General features: G+C 68.5%; 17 protein-coding genes and 1 pseudogene. 4 read left to right on the forward strand and 14 right to left on the reverse strand.

The window, feature by feature from the left end; genetic code table 11:
• Positions 1-496 precede the first annotated feature (496 nt).
• On the forward strand, positions 497-1,858 hold the full coding sequence (locus MFF56_RS09775; protein ID WP_012455880.1) for a sensor histidine kinase: 1,362 nt from the start codon (positions 497-499) through the stop codon (positions 1,856-1,858).
• A gap of 129 nt (positions 1,859-1,987) precedes the next feature.
• A complete protein-coding gene (locus MFF56_RS09780; RefSeq protein WP_003596880.1) occupies positions 1,988-4,654 on the forward strand; it encodes a PAS domain S-box protein in 2,667 nt (888 codons plus the stop codon).
• Positions 4,655-4,670: 16 nt separating this feature from the next.
• Here the strand turns inward: MFF56_RS09780 and MFF56_RS09785 are convergent, their stop codons facing one another.
• From MFF56_RS09785 to MFF56_RS09850, 14 genes and pseudogenes are all read right to left on the reverse strand, one after another.
• Complete coding sequence (locus MFF56_RS09785; protein WP_003596879.1) at positions 4,671-5,444, reverse strand: phosphatase PAP2 family protein; 774 nt, start codon at positions 5,442-5,444, stop codon at positions 4,671-4,673.
• A gap of 298 nt (positions 5,445-5,742) precedes the next feature.
• Positions 5,743-6,519 carry a COG4705 family protein gene (locus MFF56_RS09790; protein ID WP_003596877.1) on the reverse strand — a complete coding sequence of 259 codons (777 nt, stop codon included), beginning with the start codon at positions 6,517-6,519 and terminating at the stop codon, positions 5,743-5,745.
• Positions 6,492-7,289 carry a COG4705 family protein gene (locus tag MFF56_RS09795; protein WP_238229975.1) on the reverse strand — a complete coding sequence of 266 codons (798 nt, stop codon included), beginning with the start codon at positions 7,287-7,289 and terminating at the stop codon, positions 6,492-6,494. The genes MFF56_RS09790 and MFF56_RS09795 overlap by 28 nt, the downstream gene beginning before the upstream one ends.
• A gap of 71 nt (positions 7,290-7,360) precedes the next feature.
• Positions 7,361-7,768: a hypothetical protein gene (locus tag MFF56_RS09800; RefSeq protein ID WP_003596871.1), complete on the reverse strand. Its 408-nt coding sequence runs from the start codon at positions 7,766-7,768 to the stop codon at positions 7,361-7,363.
• Positions 7,769-7,836: 68 nt separating this feature from the next.
• On the reverse strand, positions 7,837-8,613 hold the full coding sequence (locus tag MFF56_RS09805; RefSeq protein ID WP_003596870.1) for a COG4705 family protein: 777 nt from the start codon (positions 8,611-8,613) through the stop codon (positions 7,837-7,839).
• A gap of 92 nt (positions 8,614-8,705) precedes the next feature.
• Positions 8,706-10,001: a sensor histidine kinase gene (locus MFF56_RS09810; protein ID WP_012455878.1), complete on the reverse strand. Its 1,296-nt coding sequence runs from the start codon at positions 9,999-10,001 to the stop codon at positions 8,706-8,708.
• Positions 9,998-10,657, reverse strand: a complete 660-nt coding sequence (locus tag MFF56_RS09815; protein WP_003596865.1) for a response regulator transcription factor — start codon at positions 10,655-10,657, stop codon at positions 9,998-10,000. The genes MFF56_RS09810 and MFF56_RS09815 overlap by 4 nt, the downstream gene beginning before the upstream one ends.
• A gap of 526 nt (positions 10,658-11,183) precedes the next feature.
• Positions 11,184-12,818, reverse strand: a complete 1,635-nt coding sequence (locus MFF56_RS09820) for a Fic family protein (protein ID WP_003596864.1) — start codon at positions 12,816-12,818, stop codon at positions 11,184-11,186.
• A gap of 174 nt (positions 12,819-12,992) precedes the next feature.
• Complete coding sequence (locus MFF56_RS09825) at positions 12,993-13,214, reverse strand: hypothetical protein (RefSeq protein WP_003596862.1); 222 nt, start codon at positions 13,212-13,214, stop codon at positions 12,993-12,995.
• Between the two features lie 302 nt (positions 13,215-13,516).
• Positions 13,517-13,798: a hypothetical protein gene (locus MFF56_RS09830; protein ID WP_231343942.1), complete on the reverse strand. Its 282-nt coding sequence runs from the start codon at positions 13,796-13,798 to the stop codon at positions 13,517-13,519.
• Positions 13,799-13,885 (reverse strand): annotated as a pseudogene (locus MFF56_RS32395) (hypothetical protein); the annotation flags it as partial.
• 84 nt (positions 13,886-13,969) lie between these two features.
• Positions 13,970-14,983, reverse strand: a complete 1,014-nt coding sequence (locus MFF56_RS09840) for an ATP-dependent nuclease (RefSeq protein WP_017484342.1) — start codon at positions 14,981-14,983, stop codon at positions 13,970-13,972.
• A 111-nt stretch (positions 14,984-15,094) separates the two neighbouring features.
• Positions 15,095-15,976, reverse strand: coding sequence for an AAA family ATPase (locus tag MFF56_RS09845; RefSeq protein ID WP_003596854.1), 882 nt, complete (start codon positions 15,974-15,976; stop codon positions 15,095-15,097).
• A 66-nt stretch (positions 15,977-16,042) separates the two neighbouring features.
• Complete coding sequence (locus MFF56_RS09850; protein WP_012455877.1) at positions 16,043-17,539, reverse strand: T6SS phospholipase effector Tle1-like catalytic domain-containing protein; 1,497 nt, start codon at positions 17,537-17,539, stop codon at positions 16,043-16,045.
• 892 nt (positions 17,540-18,431) lie between these two features.
• Here MFF56_RS09850 and MFF56_RS09855 point away from each other — a divergent pair.
• Both MFF56_RS09855 and MFF56_RS09860 read left to right on the forward strand, forming a co-directional pair.
• On the forward strand, positions 18,432-20,159 hold the full coding sequence (locus MFF56_RS09855) for an efflux RND transporter periplasmic adaptor subunit (RefSeq protein WP_012455876.1): 1,728 nt from the start codon (positions 18,432-18,434) through the stop codon (positions 20,157-20,159).
• Positions 20,160-20,171: 12 nt separating this feature from the next.
• Positions 20,172-23,399, forward strand: a complete 3,228-nt coding sequence (locus MFF56_RS09860) for an efflux RND transporter permease subunit (RefSeq protein ID WP_003596851.1) — start codon at positions 20,172-20,174, stop codon at positions 23,397-23,399.
• Positions 23,400-23,416: the final 17 nt, after the last annotated feature.

Raw genomic sequence — 23,416 nt, forward strand, 5'->3', positions numbered from 1 at the left:
GTGGCCGTGCTCCTCCACGATGGCGCGCTTGCGGGCGTCGCCGTGGCGGTGACACTCGCGCACCACCGTGCGGTCGTGTTGATGTCGGTCCTCGACGCCGTGCGCGTGATCGAGCTCGCGGTGCTGGTGGCCGCCAGCGTGCGCCGAACCTCGCCGAGGCCGTCGTCCAGAGGGACCCCCGGCAACGGCGCCTGGGATGCTGGTCCGCCACCCGCAAAGCATCGGGGCGCGGTCGTCGGGACTGCGGCACAATGGCTTGGAGCCTGTGCCATTGCCGCAAGCGGCGGCGCCCTGTTAGGTTGCCCGGGATAATCTTGCGACTTCTCCCCCCCCCCCCCCCCCCCCCCCCCCCCCCCCCCGGCTCCGGTGGCGGACGGCTGGGAAATGAGACGGCCGTGTGAACCCGCCCGCATCCACTACGCGGACTCGCGTCCCACCGGTCGGCTAGGGTTCGTGGACCGTGCGGACGGGTAGCTTCGAACCCGACGGTGGACGCATGGACACGGTAAGCTCGCAAGACATCGTCGACACCGTCCGGACCAGCCTGCTGGTTCTCGACATGGACCTTAGGGTCAAGTCGGCGAACCGCGCCTTCTACAACACCTTCAAGGTCGAGCCCGAGGCGACGGTCGGACGGCCGCTGTTCGAGCTCGGCAACGGCCAGTGGGGGATCCCCGAACTGCGCACGCTGCTCGGCGAGATCGTGCCGCGCGACGGGACCGTCGAGGGCTACGAGGTCGGGCACGACTTTCCCGGCATCGGCGTGAAGTGCATGCGCCTCAACGCCCGCAAGGTGTTCAGGGAGGACGGCCACGTTCCATACCTGCTCCTCGCCATCGACGACGTCACGGGCGAGCACGAGGCCCGGGCCGAGGCCGAGCGACAGCGACTTCTCGCCCAGGGCATCGTCGACACGGTTCGAGACCCGCTGGTGGTCCTCGAAGCCGACATGACAGTGGTCAGTGCCAGCCGCTCCTTCCTGCGCATGTTCGGCCTCGACGTTGGGACTGTGGTCGGCACGTCGCTCTACGACCTGTCGCAAGGCCAGTGGCGGGTCGGGCGGCTCCAGGATCTGCTCGGGCGGATCGTGCCCGACGACATGGCCATCGACGGCTTCGAGGTCGAGGACGAGTTCCCGGGACTCGGTCGGCGCATCTTCAAGCTCAACGCCCGCAAGGTCCACCGTCCCGGCAACCATATCACTCGGCTGCTCCTGGTCTTCGAGGACGTGACCGAGGCGCGAATGCTGGAGAGGCACCGCGACCTTCTCGCCGCCGAGCTCGCCCATCGCATCAAGAACAGCCTGCAGATCATCACCTCGTTCGTCTCGTACGAAATCCGCCGGGCGGCCGAACCCTGCGTCGAGGGCTACCGCGCGATGCAGGGCCGCATCGGCGCCGTGGCCGAGCTCTACGACGTGATCTCCCGCTCCTCGACGCTCGGCCCGGTGGCGATGGGGCCATATCTGGAGGGCATCGCCGGAAGCCTGCGTTCCAGCCTGCTCGGCGCCGAGGCCCGCATCGCCGTCGACGTCGAGGCGGAGCCGCTGTCCATCGTCGCCGACCAGGCGGTCACGGTCGGGTTGATCGTCAACGAACTCGCCACCAACGCGGTGAAGTACGCGTTTCCGTCCGGAGGGGGCCGCATCCTCCTCGGGTTCAGGCGCCGGGACGGTGAGGCGGTGCTCACGGTCGCCGACGACGGCATCGGGCTGGACGCGACCAGCGGCCCGGGTTCCGGCCTTGGATCCCGGTTCGTCGAGGCGTTCGTCCGCCAGCTCAACGGAACGCTCGCGATGGCAAGCGGCGCGGGCGGGACGACCGTGACGGTAAGGCTGCCGGCCTCCGTCCTGGCGTAGTCCGGTCGGGCGCCTCGCCTTCGGGGTCGCTCGGTTGTGAAAATTTCACCGGGCGACTTGGCGGGTCCGGCGACCGCCGCGCCCGACCCCGCTGCGAATTGTGGCAACGGCTGCTAGAACCGAAGCCTGATGGACGACACGGTCAAGCCACCCCCATACCGCGCGACGCCTGAGCGGCTCCGACGCGACCAAGCCAGGATCGAGGCCGAACTCGCCGGAATTGATGGCGGGACCGACCCGTTCCCCGCTGCCGTGCGGGCAACGCGCATGCCGATGGTCATCACCAATCCGCGCCGGCCGGACAATCCCATCGTCTTCGTCAACGATGCCTTCTGCCGCCTGACCGGTTATGCGCGGGAGGAGATCCTCGGGCGCAATTGCCGCTTCCTGCAGGGCCCTGAGACCGACCCGGAGACAGTCCGCCTGATCCGCGAGGCCATCGTCGCGCCCCGGTCCATCGAGATCGACATCCGCAACCACAAGAAGGACGGAACACCGTTCTGGAACCGGCTGCTGCTGGCGCCGGTCAACGACGCGGGCGGCGATCTCGCATACTTCTTCGCCAGCCAGTTGGACGTGACGGTCGAGCGTGAGCGCCTCGTCGTGCTGGAGGACGAGAACGCGGCGTTGACGGCCGAGCGGCGGGCCAACCTGGAGCGGCTGGCCTTCAGCGAGGAATCCCTGCGGCTCGCGACCGAGGCCGCCGAGGTGGGGACCTGGGACCTCGACCTGACCACCGACGTGCTGACCTGGTCGGATCGTACCAAGGCGATGTTCGGCATCTCGCCGGGCGTGCCCTGCAGCATGGCCGACTTCTATGCCGGGCTGCATCCGGACGACCTGGAGGTGACGAGCGCGGCCTTCGCCTCGGCGCTCGACCCGGCGCGGCGCGCGACCTACGACGTCGAGTACCGCACGGTCGGAAAGGAGGATGGCGTCGTCCGCTGGGTCGCGGCCAAGGGCAAGGGCCTGTTCGACGCGAGAGGAGCGTGCGTCCGGGCGCTCGGCACGGCCATCGACATCACGGCGCGGCGGCGAGCCGAGGAGGTCCGGCAAGCCAACGAGGCAAGGCTGCGCTTCCTCGACGCACTCGGCACGGAGACCGCCGGGAACACAGATGCCGAGGGCATCCTGTCGGTGACGACGCGCATGGTGGCGGGCCATCTGCGTCTCTCGAACTGCGCCTACGCCGACATGGACCCGGACGGGGAAGGCCTGACCATCCGCGGGGATTGGTCGGCGGAGGGCTCGCCGAGCATCGTCGGGCGCTACCGCCTCACCGATTTCGGCACGCTGGCCGCGACCTGCCTTCGTTCGGGCGAGTTGCTCGTCGTCGGCGACGTCCGGTCTGAACTGCCGGCTGCGGACGCTGCCTCCTTCCAGGCCGTTGGTGTCGCGGCGGTAGCCTGCATGCCCCTGGTCAAGGACGGGCGCCTGACGGCCATGATGGCCATCCACGACCGGGTGGCGCGGGCTTGGTCGGGCGACGACCTTGCGGTTCTCCGCGAGGTGACGGAGCGCTGCTGGGCGCATATCGAGCGCGTGCGCGCCGACGCCGCCCTGCGCGAGGCGGCGGGGCAGCTCGCGGCCCTGAACGCGACGCTTGAGCAGCGGGTCGAGGAGCGCACCGCCCGCCTGGGCGAGGCGGAGGCGGCGCTCCGGCAGTCGCAGAAGCTGGAGGCGGTCGGCCAGCTGACCGGGGGCGTGGCCCACGACTTCAACAACCTCCTGACCATCATCCGGTCCTCTGTCGACTTCCTGCGGCGACCCGACCTGCCGGACGACAGGCGAAGGCGCTACATGGACGCGGTCTCGGACACGGTGGAGCGCGCCACCAAGCTGACCGGGCAACTCCTGGCCTTCGCCCGAAGGCAGGCGCTCAAGCCCGAGGTGTTCGAGGCCGGCGCCCGTCTGAAAAGCGTGGCCGACATGCTCGACACGGTGACCGGTTCGCGCATCCGCGTGCTGACCGAGTTGCCCGAGCGTCCCTGTCACGTCCTGGCCGACGTGAGCCAGTTCGAGACGGCCGTCATCAACATGGCGGTGAATGCCCGCGACGCTATGGACGGCGAGGGCACGCTGACGCTGCGGCTGTCCTGCTCGCAGGGGATGCCTTCGATCCGCGGTCACGGCGGCAGCCCGGCGCCGTTCGCGGCGGTCTCGCTGTCGGACACGGGCACGGGCATCGCCCCGGAGCTCCTCGGACGCATCTTCGAGCCGTTCTACACCACGAAGGAAGTCGGCAAGGGAACGGGGTTGGGCCTGAGCCAGGTGTTCGGCTTCGCCAAGCAATCGGGCGGCGACGTGAACGTGGAGAGCGCTCCGGGGCGTGGGACCACGTTCACGCTGTACCTGCCCGAGATCGAGGCCGCCCCGGAGCCGGGCAGACATGAAACGGGAGACGAGGCCACCTCGTCCGGAGCCGGGCGGCGCGTGCTGGTCGTGGAGGACAACGTCGAGGTCGGGCGATTCGCCACGCAGATCCTCCAGGACTTGGGCTTCGCGACGGACTGGGCGGCGAACGCCGAGGAGGCCCTCGACCGGCTCGGCCCGGATGGCGCCGGCTTCCACGTCGTGTTCTCGGACGTGGTCATGCCCGGCATGGGCGGCCTCGCCATGGCCAAGCTGTTGCGCGGGCGGCTCCCCGGCCTGCCGGTCGTCCTGGCGTCCGGCTACAGCGATGCGCTGGCCCAGGGAGGTGGTGACGGCTTCGAGCTGCTGCACAAGCCCTACGCCGCCGACCAACTCGGGCGCACCCTGAACCGGGTGATCCGGCAGCACGGCCGAGCCATTTGAGCGCCGTAAGGCGACGCTAACGCAAGGTCCGAACGGACAGCTTCGAATCCGCATGAGCCGTACGGTCGGGCTCACCGGCCGCCCCCGACGCTTCGACCTGGCCGCGCCGCTGGAGGCGCAGCGCCACGATCCAGCACAGCACCGCCCAGGCCGACCCGACGCACCAGCCCGCCAACACGTCGGTCGCGTAGTGGACGCCGATGTAGACGCGGCTCAGCCCCACGACGACGGTGAGGAAGACGGCGAGCCCCATGAAGTACGCCTTCAGCCGTGCGCCCGCTGCGACCCTCGTCATGATCGCCCCCAGCGTCAGGAAGGTCACCGCAGAGAGCATGGCGTGGCTGCTGGGAAAGCTGGCTGTGAACACTTGGATGCCGCCGGGAATGTCGGGACGAGGGCGGTTGAAGAGCAGCTTCAGGCCGAAGCTGATGACCGTGCCGCCCAGCATCGAGCCCACCACCAGGAGGGCAGTCCCACGCCTGCGGACCAGGAGCAGGTACCCCACGGTCGCAGCCAGCAGGAAGCACAGGACGACCATGCTCCCAAGGGAGGTCACGTCGCGCGCCATCTCATGCACCCAGGCCGGCCCGATTGGGCCGGCGGCGCCGAGTGGACGGAAGAAGCGCGCGACCCGGGTGTCGAACGCCATGGTATCACCCTCCATCACCTCGCCGGCGAGGAGGCCGAACGCGAGGAGGAGTGCGGCGACGCAGAACAGCGTCGCCACGAGGCCGAGCTCCCGTTTCCCGAGGCGCGTCACGGCTGCTGCCCAGGCACCCAATTCGTTCATCCGCCTCGCCTCCCGGCCGGACCTCGGTACGCCGCCCCAGGTCTGACGCGCGTCGCCCGTGGGGCGAGGCGGCCAGACCGGGGATGCAAGGATCGTCGATGGACCGCGGCCCTGACCCACGGCGACTGCTTCTGGCCCGGCCTCGGGATGCGCGCGGCCGCCGTCCCCGGGCCGCCGGCATCCGTGCGAACTCCACGGATCGGGGGCAGGTCGCGCGCACGGCCCCGTGGACGAAGTCGCCGCGGCGCCGGACAAGGGCGGGGCCCCGGCGCGTCGCCATGCGGTGTCGACCGCAGGTTCATGACGCCGTCGCGTCCGCGCCCGGATGACGGCCGGCCCGCTGCGGTAGCAGGACGATGAGCGCCACGATGAAGGCCGCGATCACGGCGGAAGCGAGCGGCCGGCTCAGGTTCAGCCCGCCGTTGGCGACCGGCTTGTCGAGGAAATCGCCCACCGTGGCCCCGAGCGGGCGGGTCAGGATGAACGCCGCCCAGAAGAGCGTGACCCGTGAAACGGAGGTCCGGTAGTACAGGGCGATGACGACCGCGAGCGCCGCCGCGAAGACGAGGGCGCCACCCTCGTAGCCGAGGCCGCCGGTGTCCGCGAGCCAGTCGCCGAGCGCGGTGCCCAACGTCTGCGAGAAGGTGATCGCCCCCCAATAGAACGCCTCGACCCGCGGGGTCGAAACCGTGTCCACCGACACGGTGCCCTCGGTCGCGTACCAAAGCCCGAGCACGGCCGCGAGGCAGGCGAGTAGCAGGGTCGACCCGCCGGTGTATCCGATGCCGAGCGAGCGGTCGGCGAAGTCCGCCATCGTCGTACCGAAGGTGGTCGAGGCGACGATCGTGGACCAGTACAGGACCGGGTGGAACCGCTTCGATATGATCTGGGCGACCACGAGCGCGACCAGCAGCACGGCGAACAGGGCGGTGCCGGCGAGGTAGCCCCAGTTGAGGGTCATGGTGACGGTGTCGCCGCCGGTCTCCCCGAGCGTCGTGGCCAGGATCTTGATGATCCAGAAGCCCAGCGTGACCTCGGGTACCTTGCTCAGGGCGCGTTCGTAACGGTCGTCCATCGGACCTGCTCCTTCTTCGAGAAAAACCTCACGGCGCGTCGGCGCAGGCCGCCCGGCGACCGGCACGCTGCGGGATGAGGAGGACGAGCCCCGGCCATGACGAGCGCGAGCACGCCGGAGATCGTGATGTCGTCGATGCCCAGGCCGCCGGAAGCGACCGGCTTGTCGAGCGAGTTGGCGAGGGTGGCGCCGAGCGGCCGCGTCAGGACGAACGCCGTCCAGAACAGCATGGGCCTGGAAACACGCGTTCGCAGATGGAGGGCCGTGACCACGGCCAGCGCGACGAGGATGAGGAGCGCGCTCCCGTTGTACCCGAGCCCGCTGCTGTCAGCCATCCAGTCGCCCAACGCGGTGCCGAGCGTCTGGGAGAACATGACCGTGGCCCAGTAGAAACCTTCGGCCCGCGGGGACCGCACCGTCTCCACGGCGACCGTGCCGAGCGTGCGCTTCCACAGGATCAGGGTCGCGACGACCGATCCGAGCAGCACCAGGGACCCGCCCGCGTAGCCGATGCCGAGGGACCTGTCGCAGAAGTCGGCGAGGGTCGTGCCTGCGAGCGTCGTCGCGGTGACCACGGCCCAGTACAGGATCGGATGGAAGCGGTCCGCCCGGACCTGTGCGGCCAGCAGCACCGCCAGGGCGGCCCCGAAGATCGCCGTGCCGGCGAGATAGCCGAGGCCGAGCGTCAACGTGACGGCGTTCCCGCCGACCTCGCCCAGGGTCGTGGCCACGATCTTGATGGCCCAGAACCCGGCGGTGGCTTCAGGCACCTTGGCGGGTTCGACGTGTCCGGGTCGCTCGGTCGGTTGCATCGGGCTGCCGTGGGAAAGCGAGGGCTGGCTCACGCGGTGTGGGTCTGGTCGATGATGGCGAGCAGGTCGTCGACCGCGCGACGGCAGGCGGCCGGATCGGGGTTCGACGCCCGCAGCGCGTCGAGGGCGCGGTCGATGGCCTTGTCCACGACGTGCCAGTCGGCGGCGGCTCGCGGCTTCAGGCCGGCCTCGGACGCGTCCCAGGACAATTCCAGGTCCTTGATGCGCGTCTTGGCGGCGGCGAGGTCGCCCCGGTCGGTCATCGCCTTCACGTCGACGACGATGGTCCGGAACTTGGAGAGGTCGCCAAGCTTCGAGGCCGCCATCGCCTTGGGCGTCGCTCCGACGGCGGCGTCCTGCATCGCCAGCAGGCCCAGGGGGGCGGCCGTGGCACCGATGACCGTCGCGGCGATGGCGGCGAGGAGGATGTTTCGCATGGTCGTTCGCTCCGTGTCGTGCGGCGTTGGAAGGACTGGAGGATGGGGATGCGGGAGGCGGCGGACGGTCAGGCCCGCCGCTGTCCGGCCGGCTCGCCAGGGCGTCCGGAGACGAGGCTCAGGGACGTCACCAGGGCGACGATGACGGAGAAGAAGGCGAGGCTGGTGGAGGCCGTGCCGAAGCCGAGGCCGCCGTATTCCCGTGCCTGCGACAGCAGATCGCCCAGCGATGCGCCGAGGGGGCGCGTGACGATGTAGGCGAGCCAGAAGGTCGTCACCGGGTTCGCGCCGAGGCGCCAGGCGAGGGCGAGGGCGGCCAGGATCGTGCCGAAGATGACGACGCCGAGATTGAAGCCGAGCCCCAGCGCCTCGGTAGCCAGGTCGCCCGCGGCCGTGCCGAGCGCGAAGGTCAGGAGGATGGCGAGCCAGTAGAACGCCTCGCGGCGCCGGGTCACGATGGCGTGGATCGAGAGCGTCCGCTCGGTCGCGTACCAGAGGGCGAACACGGCGGCGAGGGCGGCCGCGAACACGCCGGTGCTGACGAAGAGGCTCACGCCGAGCTTGTCGGTCAGGATGTCGGTGACCTGCGTGCCGACCACGCTGACGAGGACGACGGTCGACCAATAGGTCCAGGGCACGTAGCGCCGCTCGCGCACCTGCAGGGCGAGGACGGCCGCGAGGAGGCCGGCCGTGAGGGTGGCGGTGACGGCGGCACCCAGGCCGACGTTCACCGCGAGGTAGTCCGCGCCGGTCTCGCCGACGGTCGTGGACAGGATCTTGATGACCCAGAAGGCCGCGGTGACCTCCGGTACCTTGTTCAAGACCTGGCGCTGGATCTCGCTCATCCCCGTCTCCCGTCCGTCATGGTCGGGCACGGTGATAGCGAGCCAGAATGAGGGCAGAATGAGCTTCGTCCGGAGGAGCCGCAGGCTCGGCCTCAGGCCGGCAGTCTGACGGTTGCGAGGGTCCCCTGCCCGTCACGTCGGTTTTCGACCGTCAGGCCGAGGTCGTTGCGCTCCGCGATGCGGCGGGCGATGGCGAGCCCGAGCCCTGTGCCTTCGACTTCCGGTGGCGCGGCCCGGAAGAAGCGGTCGAACAGGCGGCCCTCGCTTCCCGGCGGCAGCCCGCAGCCGGTGTCCCGAACCGTGACGACGCACGCACCGTTCCGGTTCAGCAGACGGACGTCGACCTGGCCTCCCGACGGCGTGTAGCGCAGGGCGTTGTCGACCAGGTTGGCGAACAGGACGCGGACCTCGTCCTCCGACGCGTGAAGCGTCGCGGGTGTCTCGATATGCACGCCCAGGTTGATGTCCTTGCGCTCGGCGAGCACGACGTGGTCGGCGACGCAGTCGAGCAGGAGCTGGCCGAGGTCGACGGATGCAGGACGGGCCTCGGCACCGTCGTCGAGCCGGGCGAGACGGAGCAGTTGATCCACCAGCCGGTTCGCCCTCCGGAGGCCGTCCGCCAGCGCCATACGCCGCGCGTCGCCCCCGCCACCGGCAGGCCCGCCGAGGGAGTCGAGTTGGATCTGCATCGCGGCAAGCGGCGTACGCAGTTCGTGCGCCGCGTCGGCCACGAACCGCTTCTGGGCGGCCAGAGCGGCCTGCAGGCGAAGGATGAGCCCGTTCATGGCCTCGACGAGGGGCGCCACCTCCGTCGGCACGCCGCGCGTCGGCAAGGGGCCTTGGGCGGCGGCGCCGCGCCCGGCGAGGTCATGCACCAAGCCGTCGAGCCGCCCGAGCGCCCGGTTCATCGCCCAGCCGACGACGATCCACGACAGCGGGACGAGGAGCAGCAGCGGGGCCACGGCGCCGAGCGCCGCATTGCGTGCGAACTCCGCCCTCACGACGTCGCGCTGGGCGACCCGGACCGTCGTGGTGCCGTTGGCGGTCGTGTAGGTGCGCCAGAGCTCGCCGCCCATGACGACGTTCGCGTATCCCGTGCGGCCGGGGTGGCGGACGTCGACGCCGCGGTCGTCGCGCAGGACCTGCCCGTCCTTCCAGATGGTGACGGCGAGTTGGTCCTCCGGGTCCTGGTCGGCGGCGGGCGGCGCGTCCGCGTCCGGGAGCCCGGGACCGGCGTTGAGGGCGACCTGCCGCAACTGCCCGTCGAGGAAATCGGCCGCCTCGATCCGCGCGAGGGCATAGGCCGCGACCATCGCGGCCAAGCCGATTCCGGCGAGCAGGGCGGTCATCCAGCCGAGCGTCGTGCGGCGCAAGGAGGCGGCCCTCATGGCTTGGGCACCATCCAGCCTGCGCCGCGGACGTTGAGGATCACGCCCTTGCCGACCTTGCGGCGGACCGTGAGGATCAGGGCGTCCACCGCGTTGCTCTCGACCTCCTCGCCCCACCCGTAGATGCGTTCCTCGATCTGCGCCCGAGAGAGGATGCGCCCCGGTCGCTCCATGAGCGCGTGCATGAGGGCGTATTCGCGCGCCGACAGGACCGCGACGGTTCCGGCGTGGGATAGCACATGGCTCTCCGTGTCGAGTTCGGTCTCGGCGGCCACGAGCCGCGCGGTCGCCCGCCCGGCCCGGCGCCGCAGGATCGCCCGCATCCGGGCGAGCAGCTCGCGCATCTCGAACGGCTTGACCAGGTAGTCGTCGGCCCCGAGGTCGAGGCCGGCGACGCGGCTGTCGAGTCCGTCCCGCGCCGTGATGATGAGCACCGACATGTCGTTGCCCGCCGTCCGCGCGGACCTGAGAACCTGCAGGCCGTCGGCGCCCGGCAGGCCGAGGTCCAGCAGGACCAATGCGTGGCCGCCGACCCGCAGCGCCGTTTCGGCCATGGGGCCGTCGCGTACCCAATCGACGGAGTAGCCTTCGGCGGCAAGGCCGTGCGACAACCCTTCGCCGATCATGCGGTCGTCCTCGATCAGCAGCACGCGCATGGGTCGCCTTGTTCGGGTCGGAGCATTCATGGCGCGGTGCTGGCCGTGACCGCTCGCAAGCCGGAGCCGGAACTGAGCCGCGCCACGGACCGGTCCTAGCCTGCAGCCGAGACAACAGCGACGTGAGAAGTCGCTTACCCTAAAGGCGTAAGCATTCCTTTGGACTTGAGGAAAGCAGCCCTGGATCGGCGCCTCGGAGGCGGTGTCGGGTTTCGGGAGATTTCCGGCCACGTGCCGACGTCTGCGTCCGACCTGCCGCCACTGGGCATATGGCGAGCCGTCATGACGGCGCCGAGCGGACAGCACGGATCACCGTCGGGCTTGCGATACACCAAATGGCTCGGGATGAATGCGGATGGCGCGTTGCCGAATCGCCGGTGGTGGCCGGACCCAAAACCACATACTGCCCGTTCCGGCACCTCGCCCCTAGTTGGCCTTGCAGGCGAGTGACGCAACGACCTACCATCATGAACGTCATCACGCGGCCTTTGTAGTTTTTGGTCGTTGGAAGTGCGTCATCGTCGTTCTATACGACTTGATGTTCAAGGGGTATCAGGCCGGTGACATCGTCCTGGAGTTGGGCCGTCAAGTCGAGTTCCTGCCAGTAGGAGGCGGGGGCCGGGATGCCTCGCCGCCATACGATGTCCACGTTGACGTTCGGGTCGGTGAACCTCGCGTTCTTCTCGTCTTCCAGAAAAGCGTGTGTCGAGGCCCAAAGGCGCAACGTTTCGTCGAGGTCCGGCGAAGCGATGCGGGCCGTGACGGACTGGCACCGCAGCATCGCGCGCACGAGGGGCGCGGCTTGAGCGGCGCCGGGTGCGGTAAGCGCCCGCAACCCCCCGATGTAGTCCGACCGGTAGATGGTCGGCACCACGATTCGCGACTTCCCCCCGCCGACCAATTCCTTCGTCATCATGATGCGGGCGGTCCGACCGTTGCCGTCGTTGAAGGGATGGACGAGGACGATGAGGGTGTGGGCGAACACGCCGCGGGCGAACGGGGCCTGCAGGTCGCGCAGCATGGCGAAACCCTCGCGCAGAGTCCCCTTGACGAGGTCAGGCAACACGAAGACGGTGTTGCCGGCGCTGTTGGCATCCTCCTTGAACTCGCCCGGCTTCTTGTCGGGGCGCGCGTCGAGCAACCGCGCGTTCCGCTCGCGGATCTCGGCCATGAACTCATCGACGGACGATGCGCGCGCCTCGCCCGGCACGATGCTCGCGACCTGGGCAAAGGTTTGCGTCACGTCGCGACCGTCCTGCGGCCGCCCATCGGCCGGTTCGTGCTCGAACACGATGCGCCGCGCCTTGTCGACGAGGAAGCGCGTGCCCTCGATGTAGTTGGTGAAGTACGCCTCGACGAATGACGTGCAGTCCCGCTCGCCGGGACCGACGTGCGGGTCGGCCAAGTCGGGCGCGACGCGCCCGAGGGTCATCGCCAAGACCTTGAGGCGCTCCATGCACTCGGGGTCGTAGGGGTCGTCCGGCCGGCGCCGCGCGGCCACGTCCCTTGCGACCAAACCGGCTTTGCGCGTTCCGAGGATGGTCCCGATGATATCGAGGAGGACCTGCAGTTCCTGTTCCGCCCCAAGCGAGCCTGCGATGCACTCGGCCCGCTGCCGGATCTCCCGGAGACCGTCCTCATGGGCGGTCTTCAGCAACCGCTCGACCTCTCGTTCGACGCCTTCCCTTCCGACGGTGCGGCTAGGCCCACTCCGTGCGCGTGATGCCTGCAGGTTCTCCAGCAGGGCGCGCGCGTCGCTCGGAAGGTAGACCCCGAGGAAGGACATGTCCCCCTCCAACGGCCCTGGACCGGGGAAGGTTCTGATTTCCAAGCCGGGCAGTGACAACCGCCTGCGGGCCTTCCCGTGCGGATCGGTCGCGAACACCCAGCCCGGGAAGACGACGCGCCCGTCCGGCCCGCGCTCACGCCAGGGATTCCTCTGCAGGGCAGTCCGGCCCCTGAGCACGGCACCAGGCGCGTATCGAGCGAGGATGGGAGCCCATCCGCCGCAGACAATCTCTTCGACGGGACGACCGTTGCACACCGCATAGATGCCGTCGCCGACCCGCCGGAGCTTGCCGGCGGCGGCCTGCCGCTGAAGGGACCGGTCGCGTTGCGGGTCGCCTCGCGTGAGGATCAGATCACCGTGCGTCGTAGCCACTTAACGCCCCCGGGCGGCGGAAGCCCCGTCGCTTATATCGACATAATAACCTCTTGTGTCGTTTAAAACAACATAAGCTCGCAATTGCCCTAAGGCAGGCTGATATACCCGTCTACTACTCGATTCCCGGACAAGGCAACCATGTCTCCGAGCGGTTGGAAGTCGAAGACCCCCTCAGACCGGCATGCCGGTCAAGGAGCGCGGGTTCACCTCGGCCCGATATCCCTTCGAATGCCTGAGCAGGCGCCGCATCTCATCGAGCCAGCCGAGGTCCTCGGCGGACTGGTCGTAGAGGCAGATGGCCAGCCCGTGTTCGAGGACCGGCTCGATCTTGGCGTATGCCTCGGAGGAATGCATCGCGGCAACGGCCTTGTCCCGGGATGGCCAGCGCGCCATCAGCGCGAACTCGACGTACCGGATGTCCCGGTCGTGCAGGTAGAAGACGACGTTCTTGTGCCGGAAGCGGGGACGCTGGAAGACGGGTCGCGGCCTCAGATCGACGAGTGCCCGCGCGGCGTTGGTCGCAATCAGGCGCAGCAGAGGCTCCTCCGTCAGCCCCTCGATGTCGACGAAGGCGACGGCGCCCTCTCAGTCGTCCTGGCCGGGGAAGAGGGTGTATTGCAGGTCCGGCATGGACGGGACGGCATGCGGCGCCAGCGCCCGGGTCGGGAAGCTGAGGATCTTGCGTTCGGCCATCGTCAGGCTTCCGGGACCAAGGAGGCGGCACGCCTCTCGACGGAGGCCAAGTCACGCAGCCGGACGGCATGTTCGGGCAGGCCCCCGCCGGGAGGCACGAACGTGCCGTGCTCGTCCTTCAGATCACCTTTCTTGATGAAGAAATCCTCATGCATTCGCTCGCCGACGCCGGTGAATGGAACGATGACCATCTGGGCCTGGGTCGGCGCCTTTCCGTCCTTGGGCCGTTGCGGAAGTTCCGTAACGATGGTGTCGGAGTGAAGCTCGACCGCGAGGCTCTTCACGTAAGGCTCGACGTAATAGACCCGCTTCACCCCGGCGGTGACGAGGTGCCGGGCACAGTTATGGCAGGGATATACGGTGCAATAGAGCGTCCACTGACGACTGTTGCCGGCCCTTCGTGCGGGCGAGGCGCTCGGGTCGCCTGTCGCGGTGAAAAGCGTCGGGTTGACCGGTTACCGTGGCAAAGCAGCGTTGATGGCCTCGATGACCTTCTCACCGTTGTCGAGGGTCGTCACGACGCCAGGGCCGTTTCCGTCCAGGAAACTGGGATTGCGGATGAGCCAATCAGCCGGGCTGAAGTGGTCGAATTCCGGCGTGGATGCCGGGAGGATCCTGAACACCGTCTCCATGCGCTTCACCAGCCGGCCGGGGCCCGGTGCATCCTTGTCAAGCTTGGCTAGGGTCAGTGCGGAACGCCCCTTGAGCTCGAAGGCGCCGTTGACAATGCCGACATAGGTCTCGGGCTCGAATATGTCCTCGACGTCGCCCTCGGCGATGCCGAGCACGTCGGGATAATTCATGATGCGGCTCTCTGGTATGGCACCGGCGGCCTTGAGCTGCTCAAGCTTGCGCTTGTCGCCCTGGGCTCTGTCGGACATCACCGCCAGGTGTAGGTTCGCGCCCTTGAACAGGGAGACGAACGACTGGATCTTGTCGAGCCCACCGGCCGGACAGATCGTCCAGCGGGGGTCGAGCGCGGTCCGTCGCCGTCGCTTCAGCTGAGCCGACAGGGCCTTGAGGAACAGGATGTCGCCCGGTCCCTCGACCAGCAGGGTGTGCTTGCCGATGAACAGCGCCTGGGTGACGTCGTAGCCCAAGGCGGCCTGGAGGGGGAAGAGGGTGTCCGGGTCCGTGGCGAGCACGTCGCCCCTGACCTTGGTACCCTTCGTCGTCCAGAAGCCTGGACGCTTCTGCTCGACCTGGTCCTCGATGATCCGGGAGAGCGTCAGGTCGTCGGGCGGCACCATGAAGGGCGAATGCGTGGAGAAGACCACTTGGTGCTTCGGCAGGAGTCGGTCGGCGAAGTACCGCAGCAGATCGGCCTGGGCCTTGCCGTGGAGGGTCAGCCCCGGCTCGTCCAGCAGGAGTATCTGGTTGCCCCCACGCTTGCTTACCTGCGCGAACTTCACCAGGAACGAGAAGAACCAGATGAACCCGGCGCTACGCTCCGAGAACGGCACCGTCACCCTGTGAAGGGTGTTCCTGACACGGGCGCGGGCGATCGCGCCGGCGTTGAACGGGGCGGGGTCGCCCGCTTCCGCCTTCGTGACCCTGACCTCAAGCTCCAGGAACGCGTTCTACGTCCAGTATTCCTGCAATTGGTCGGTGATGGCGTTCGATGCGGATTCACACTTGGCGTTCAGCGACTCGTAGGTCGTCGACGCCTTGATCTCCTCCACCGAGGTCCCGGCGAATTCGAGGAAGTCGAGGAAAACCCTCTCGCCGACGTCCAAATGCGTGTTTCCATGCGGATGTCCGGGATGGTGGTACGGTGCGTCCCCGTTGCGTACGATGTCGTCGACCCGGATTTGCCCGGCCATGCGGTCGTAATACGAAAAGTACATGAACTGGGGCGTCACGGAGCGGATGTAGCTCCCAACGAAACCCACCGCGTTCTGGCCGGGGAACGACCTGATCGTTTCCAGGAGCGCGACTTGGTCCGGCGTCGGCTCCGCCAACGCCTCCAACGCCTTTCGGAGCATGTCCGTGGTTGTGGCTTCCGCAAGCGGTTCCCTGACGGTTTCGCCGAGGCCGTGGCTGGCCATCAGGTACTCGGCGATGGCCGGGTAGTTCAGCGGAACGTCGATGCGGAAGGTTTCGTCGTCGTAGCGGCGCGAGAGGGTGATCTGACGCGACCGGAGACAGTCGGGGCCCAACGCTTCGGCCAGCGTCGCCACATCCTCGGGCGATAGGGACCATTTGGACGTGATGACGATTGCCTCGCCCTCCTCCTTCGGATGCCGTGCGTCGTACTCGTTCAGGTGCCGCCTGGGGTAGTCCCGTTCCCTATCGAATACCGTTGGTGTCGCCGGGTGGGGATTCAGGCCGGCCAAGGCTTGAAGGAGGGCGGTCTTGCCAGCCTCGTTCTTGCCGACAAGACAGACCATGTCGCCGAGCGTGACCTCTTCCGAATCCTCGACGCTGCGAAAATTGGTGACCCTGAAACTGTCGAGCCTCATTCCATCCCTCGTAGTCGGTCCGCAGCTTCGCGGATGGCCAAGCAACTGCAATCGCAGATTGGTCTGCTAGACGATGCCGGATTTCGCTGCCCCTGGGTTTGGCGAGCCCGGCGCATAAGCGGTCCTGAAGTCCCGGTGGTTCGCCAACGCCAACGGCCTATAGGGACCTTTCCCATCACATTGGGTCACCTCGGCCAGATCGAATCTTTCCCTGACGCTCGGGTGGACCAGGGCATCCTCCGGGATCTCCCGGACCTTCACCGGCCATCCCAGCCATCCCATGCGACGGGACAGCCAGCGGGGAAGGATGCCGGCGATGGAGTCGTGCATGCCGGCGACCTCGCAGTGCTGCATGCCATCGGACGCCGGATGCAGGTGCAGCCGGCCGGTACCGGGCTCTCCGGACACCATCCCGTCGACCCGAAGCGGATCCGGGATCTTGGTGGCCTGCTCCACCATCCACTGCAAGGCGACGTCGGACAGCCGGCTCTCGGCTTCGGGGTAGCTGCCGCCGATGTCGGAGTGGTTGCCGGCGAACCACATCTGGATGAGCGGATCGGGCTCGCCCTGGACCTTTTTCCGCACCCCGTCCCGGCTGCCCCACCTGACCCGCGGGAAGTCGGCGCGGGTCTCGTCGATGGAGAGGGCATGCCGGGCATAGCCGACATGGCCGCTCAGCAGTTGGTCGTAGTTCCCGGAGCGCCATTGCGCGATGTGCCAGCGCGCCTTCCCGTTCACCGGTGAGTCGGTGATGGTCTTGACCGCTGTCGGCAGCCAACGCCAGAGGACGAACGCCGCAGTGAGCGAGAGGGTGGCCAGGAACGGGCGCCAGTAGCCGGTGCCGAACGCTAGGTCGGACAGGACGGCGGGCACGGCTGCAACCAGCACGGCCAGGATCGTCAGGCCGGCCGCGATGCCCCACCACTTGGGTCCGGTCGCGCCGAGCGAGGCGACGGTGTCGAACACGCCGATGAAGTGCGGTGCCACGTTCGAGGAAAGGTCGTCACCCGACCTGTACTTGCGCCGGAATCGCCTCGCCAACTCGAACCGGTCCTTCTCGTAGTCGCCGCCCCGGGGTGAACCCGCGCCGTACTCATAGACCTTGATCACCGCCTCATCCGCGATGTCCCGCGTCGCCTTGCGGAAGCGTGGAAGGTCTCCGCCCGGCACTTTCGTCGGGACGCCGCACAGGAACAGAACGTTGGCCACGCAACGGGCCGTGTAGGCCCCTCGGCTGAAGCCGATCAGGTAGATGCGGTCGCCGGGCTCGTAGTGGTTGATGGCGAACTCGTAGCAGTCGGCGATGTTCTTCGTGATGCCCAGGCCGGTCACCGAGGACAGCAGCTTCTGCAGTCGGCGGTAGGCACCGACGAAACCCGGGGCCGAGCCGTCCGTGCCGAGGCCGGCGTCGTAGAAGGCGACCTGCTCGCGCGGGTCGATGCCGCTGTCCGGCCCGACCCGGCAGACGCGGTAGAGCTTGTAGACGTTGCTGAGGCGCTGTTCCTCGCGGAGGCCACCTTCCTGGCCGGTGCCATCCGAGAAGACCACGATGTTCTTAGCCACGCCCCCCTCCTGCAGCCGGGATGGTCCTGGAATGGAGCCCATCTTGCGAGGCTGGATCGCGTCCGACGCCCAGTCAGACCGGTTAAGCCCAGCTTCGGGAGTCGCAACCGCCAGGTTCCTTGTTTGTTCCCAATCTGCGACCAGAGTGTACGCGCTGACGGAGGCCATGGCCTCCGAGCACGAAGCCCGGCGGGCGAAGTCGCGCCCTGCACGCGAACAACCTCACCCCTGACACCAAGGCGGCCGGAATGGCGGCCGGGACCTAACCCCCTACCGGCGGCCGGCCCCGCCGGTGCCCGGATTTGAACCTCGCTCACCGGACCGAACGGTTGGGGCGGATACATCCAAGGACTTTCGTCGGGGCGCCACTCGTTGAGCGCCAAATAGCTCATGGTCTGCCCGCGTGGATGTGCTATGCACCCCGCATCATGTCGGCCACCCGGTCCTTTTGGCGTTCGTTGCTCACGGTCTTCCAGATCGTGTCGCTTGCCGCCTTTTCGGTGGCGGGTGCGGGACACTCGCACGCGGGGGAGCTTCACGTCGGACACGACACGTCCGTCTCGGTCGGGTACCAAGTGACTGGAGGGCCAGGTCAGGTTGACGACATGGTGGGCCATGCCGACCGAAGCGCCGAAGAGTCGGTGGCTGGTCCTTGCGGCCTTTGCTGCCCAGCGTCGTTCGCGCGCTGGGACTGCTTGACCGTCGTGGTTGCCTGGAAGCCCGAGCGAACGTTGGCTGGCGTCCGCAAAGTCACGTTCGACAGCGTGGTTCCTGAGACGCTTCCTGAACCCCCTCGAACCTTCGCCTGAGGTCCGCGCTCCAACGCGCGCCCTGAGCGGCTGTCCGTGAACGACAGCCGCCAGCCTCCTTTACGCGAAGGCTCGATCATCCCATGCGTGTTCTCTACGCCTCCGCCCTGCGGACGGCTCTCCTGGCGTTTGGCCTCTGGGCCGGTGCGCCGACGCTCGCCGTCGCCCATGAGGGGCACGACCACGGCAACGAGGCGCAGGCTCCGGCGGCGGCTACAGCGCCGCGCAGTACGTCGAGCACCGACGCGCTCGAATTGGTCGCCATCGTCCGAAGCGGCCGCTTGGCCGTGTTCCTCGACCGTGTGGGCACCAACGAGCCTGTGACGGACGCCGTCGTCCGAGCCGAGACGCCGGACGGCTCCCTCACCGCCTCGCCCATGCCGGACGGCAGCTACGCGGTCGATGCACATTGGAGCCTGCACCCCGGCGAGCACGAGGTGCTCTTCACCGTGACCGCGGCAGGCTCAACCGACATGTTTCCGGTCACGTTGACGGTGCGGGAGGCACCGCCGCCGAAGTCTGAGGCGGGTGTCTCCGCGTGGGCATCCGGCCTCGCCGCGGCCCACGACTTTCAGCGCCACCTGAAGGAGGCCGACCCGCTGCCGCTGGCCATCGGCGGCACCGGCTTCCTTCTCGGCATCGCGGTCACGCTCCTGATGAAGGGGCGCCGTTACTTGCCGGCCACTGCCCTCGTCGCCCTCATCGTCGCCCTCGCGTTCGCGCCGCGCGCCTTCGCGGGCGAGGGGCACGGTCACGGGAGTGCCCCCGGATCGCAAACCACCCTCATGGCCGCCCCGGCGCCGGCGGGACAGGACTTGGCGCGACGTCAACCGGACGGGTCGATCTTCGTGCCCAAGCCCACCCAGAGGGTACTGGCCGTGCGCACGGTGGTGACATCCTCCGACATCATGCGCCGCACCGTCGAGCTGCCGGGGCGCATCGTGCCCGATCCGAGTGCCAGCGGGGTCGTGCAGTCCTCGGTCGGCGGCCGGCTCTCGCCGCCGGAATCCGGGATCTTCCCGCGGCTCGGCACGCGGGTGCGCAAGGGCGAGGTGCTGGCCTATGTCACGCCGCCGGTGCAGGCGGTCGACGCCTCCGACATGCGCCAACGCCAGGGCGAACTCGACCAGCAGATCGCAGTCACGGAGCGACGGGTCGAACGTTACCGCAAGCTCGCACCGGGCGGCGCCGTATCGCAGGTGCAACTGGAGGACGCCCAGGCCGAGCTGAAGGGTCTGCTCGACCGCCGCGCCGCCCTCGACACAATCCGCCAGCAGCCCGAAGCACTCAAGGCGCCGGTCGACGGCGTGATCGCCGAGGCGACCGCCGTGGCCGGGCAGATGGCGAGCCCCGGCGTGCAGGTGTTCCAGATCGTCGACCCGACCCGCCTCTGGATCGAGGCGCTGAGCTTCGACGCCCTCACCGGCGGCCAGCACGCCACCGCCCGCCTTGCCGACGGTCGCATGCTGCGCCTCGCCTACATGGGCGCAGGGCTCGCCGACCGCAGCCAAGCCGTGCCGATGCACTTCGCCGTCGAAGGCGCGCCGTCGGAACTGCGGACCGGGCAGTTCGTCACCGTGCTGGCCGCAACCGACGCACAGCAGAAGGGGTTGGCGCTTCCGCGCATGAGCGTGGTGCGTGGCGGCAACGGCCAAAGCATCGTCTACGAGCACACCGCGCCGGAGCGCTTCGAGCCCCGCGAGGTGCGGGTCGAGCCGCTCGATGCGGGGCAGGTGCTGGTCGTCTCCGGGCTCGCCGCGGGCAAGCGGATCGTGACCCAAGGCGCCGAACTCCTCAACCAGGTCCGCTGAGGAGGCCAACCCGTGTTCACGCTCCTCGTCACGCAATCCCTGCGCAACCGCCTCCTCGTACTGGCGCTTGCCGCGGTGCTCGTCATCTACGGTGCCTTCACCGCGACCAAGCTTCCGGTCGACGTATTCCCGGACCTCAATCGGCCGACGGTGACGATCATGACCGAGGCCGAGGGACTCGCCCCCCAGGAGGTCGAGCAGCTCGTCACGTTCCCGGTCGAGACGCAGATGAACGGCCTGCCGGGCGTGACCCGGGTGCGTTCCGTGTCCGGCGTCGGCCTCTCGGTGATCTACGTCGAGTTCGACTGGGGCACCGACATCTACCGCAACCGCCAGCAGGTCGCCGAGCGCCTCGCGATGGTGCGCCCGCAACTACCCCCAAACGTCAACCCGATGATGGGTCCGGTCTCCTCGATCATGGGCCAGATCGTGATGGTCGCCCTCAACGGCGGCACGGTCTCGCCGATGCAATTGCGGGAACTCGCCGACTTCACCATCCGACCACGCCTGCTCTCGATCCCCGGCGTCGCCCAGGTGATCCCGATGGGCGGCGAGGTGCGCCAGTTCCGCGTCGCGCCCCAGCCCACGGCCCTGCGGGCGCTCGGCGTCACCCATGGCCAACTGGAGACGGCGCTGGCTCAGTTCGGCACCAACACCGGCGGCGGCTTCACCGACCAGTACGCCCGCGAGTACCTGATCCGGAACCTCGGCCGGAGCATGAGCCTCGACGACCTGCGCAACATGGTCGTCGCCACCGTCAACGGCCGACCGATCTACCTGCGGCAGGTGGCCGAGGTCTCCTTCGCGGCCCGGGTGAAGCGGGGTGATGCCGGTTACATGGGCGCGCCCGCGGTCGTGGTCTCGGTCGAGAAGCAGCCGGCCGTCGACACGGTGCGGCTCACCCGCGAGGTCGAGACGGCCCTCGCGGAGATCACCGCCAGCCTGAACGCCTGCGGCCCCGACGCGGGCAAGGGCAGCTCGGATCGGACGGGTCCGTCCGTGGCCGAACCCGTCGGCGAGGCATGCGCCTTCAAGGGCGTGCGCGCCGACCAGCTCATCTTCCGGCAGGCGAACTTCATCGAGACCTCGATACGCAACGTCGAGACGGTGCTGATGGAGGCCGTCGTCGTCGTCGCGGTGGTGCTGTTCGCCTTCCTCTTGAACGTGCGCACCACCGCGATCTCGCTCACGGCGATCCCGGTCTCGATCCTGGCGACCGCGGTCGTGTTCCACCTCGCCGGGCTGTCGATCAATACGATGACCCTTGGCGGCCTCGCCATCGCCATCGGCGAACTCGTCGACGACGCGGTGGTCGACGTCGAAAACATTTTTCGGAGACTCGGCGAGAACCGTAAAGCGGGTAACCCCAAAAGCGTCTTCACAGTCGTGGTAGAGGCCTCGAACGAGGTGCGCTCCGGCATCGTCTACGCCACTATGGTGATCGTGCTGGTGTTCGTGCCGCTCTTCGCCCTGTCGGGCATCGAGGGCCGGCTCTTCGCCCCGCTGGGTCAGGCCTACATCGTCTCGATCCTGGCGAGCCTCCTCGTCTCCATCACCCTGACGCCGGTGCTGGCCTACTACCTGCTGCCGGGCCTCAAGCGACTGGAGGAGCATGACAGCCAATTCCTCAAGTGGCTTAAGCGCGGGAACGCCGCCCTGCTGCGCGGCCTGCTCGGGCATGGCCGGCCGGTCATGGCGGTCGCCGGTCTGGCGGTGGCGGCGGCCGGGCTCGCGGCGACCTTCCTGCCACGCACCTTCCTGCCGCCGTTCAACGAGGGCTCGTTCACGGTCAACATGACCTTCAACCCCGGCATCTCGCTGGCCGAGAGCAACCGGATCGGACTGGTGGCGGAACGGCTGCTCCTGGAGATGCAGGACGTGAAGTCCATCGGTCGCCGCACCGGCCGGGCCGAGCTCGACGAGCACGCGGAAGGCGTCCACTCCTCCGACCTTGAGATCGACCTGAAGCCGGGGTCGCGACCCAAGCCCGAACTCGTCACCGACATCCGCGGGCGCCTCGCGGTGCTGCCCGTCAGCGTCAACGTCGGCCAGCCGATCTCGCACCGGCTCGACCACATGCTCTCGGGCGTGCGCGCCGAGATCGCGCTCAAGATCTTCGGCGAGGATCTCGACACCCTGCGCGCGCTCGCCGAGGACACGAGGGCGCGGCTCTCGGACATCCCCGGCCTCGCCGACCTCCAGGTCGAGAAGCAGGTGCTCATCCCCCAGTTGGAAATTCGCGTCGACTATGCCCGCGCGGCCCTCTACGGCGTCCAACCCGCGGCCCTGGTCGAGCAGTTGAGCCGCCTGTCGAACGGGCAGGTGGTCTCGCGGGTGGTGGACGGCTACCGCCGCTTCGACGTGGTGATGCGCCTCTCCGACACGATGCGCACGACCCAGCGCCTCGGCGACCTCCTCATCGAGACCCCGTCCGGCTGGGTGCCGGCCCGCCAGATCGCCGACATCCGCGAGACCGACGGGCCGAACCAGATCCTGCGCGAGAACGCCCGGCGCCGCATCGTCGTGCAGGCCAACACCCAACCCGGCTCCGACATGGGAAAGATCGTCCAGGCCATCCAGGAGAAGGTCGCCGCGGCGAACTTGCCCAACGGGTACGCCACGAGCCTGGAGGGCTCTTTCCAGGCCCAGGCAGAGGCGAGCCGGACCATCGGCCTGCTGTCGCTGCTCTCCCTCGCCCTGGTCTTCGCGCTGCTCTACTCCCGTTACCGCTCGGTCGTCTTCACGCTGATCATCCTAGGCAGCATCCCGCTCGCCCTGATCGGCTCGGTGGCCGCCCTTTGGATAGCCGGGCAACCACTCTCGGTCGCCTCGATGATCGGCTTCATCACGCTGACCGGCATCGCCACCCGCAACGGCATCCTCAAGATCAGCCACTACCTGAACCTTGCCATCCACGAGGGCATGCCGTTCGGGCGCGACCTCGTCATCCGCGGCAGCTTGGAGCGGCTGGCGCCGGTCCTGATGACGGCGCTCTCGGCGGGCGTCGCCCTGGTGCCGCTGATGATCGGCGCCGACGCGCCGGGCAAGGAGATCCTGCACCCCGTGGCGGTGACGATCTTCGGCGGCCTGATCAGTGCGACGCTGCTCGACACCGTGCTGACCCCGGTGCTGTTCCTGACCTTCGGCCGCAAGCCCCTGGAGCGGCTGCGGGACGAGGCCCGTCACCGCCCCGAGGCTTCACCCGAGGCACCGAGAAGTTCGCCCGTCGAGGCGTTCTGAGACCTTCCCGACCCCCG

It is taken from the genome of Methylobacterium hispanicum (assembly GCF_022179285.1).
GTDB lineage: Bacteria > Pseudomonadota > Alphaproteobacteria > Rhizobiales > Beijerinckiaceae > Methylobacterium > Methylobacterium hispanicum.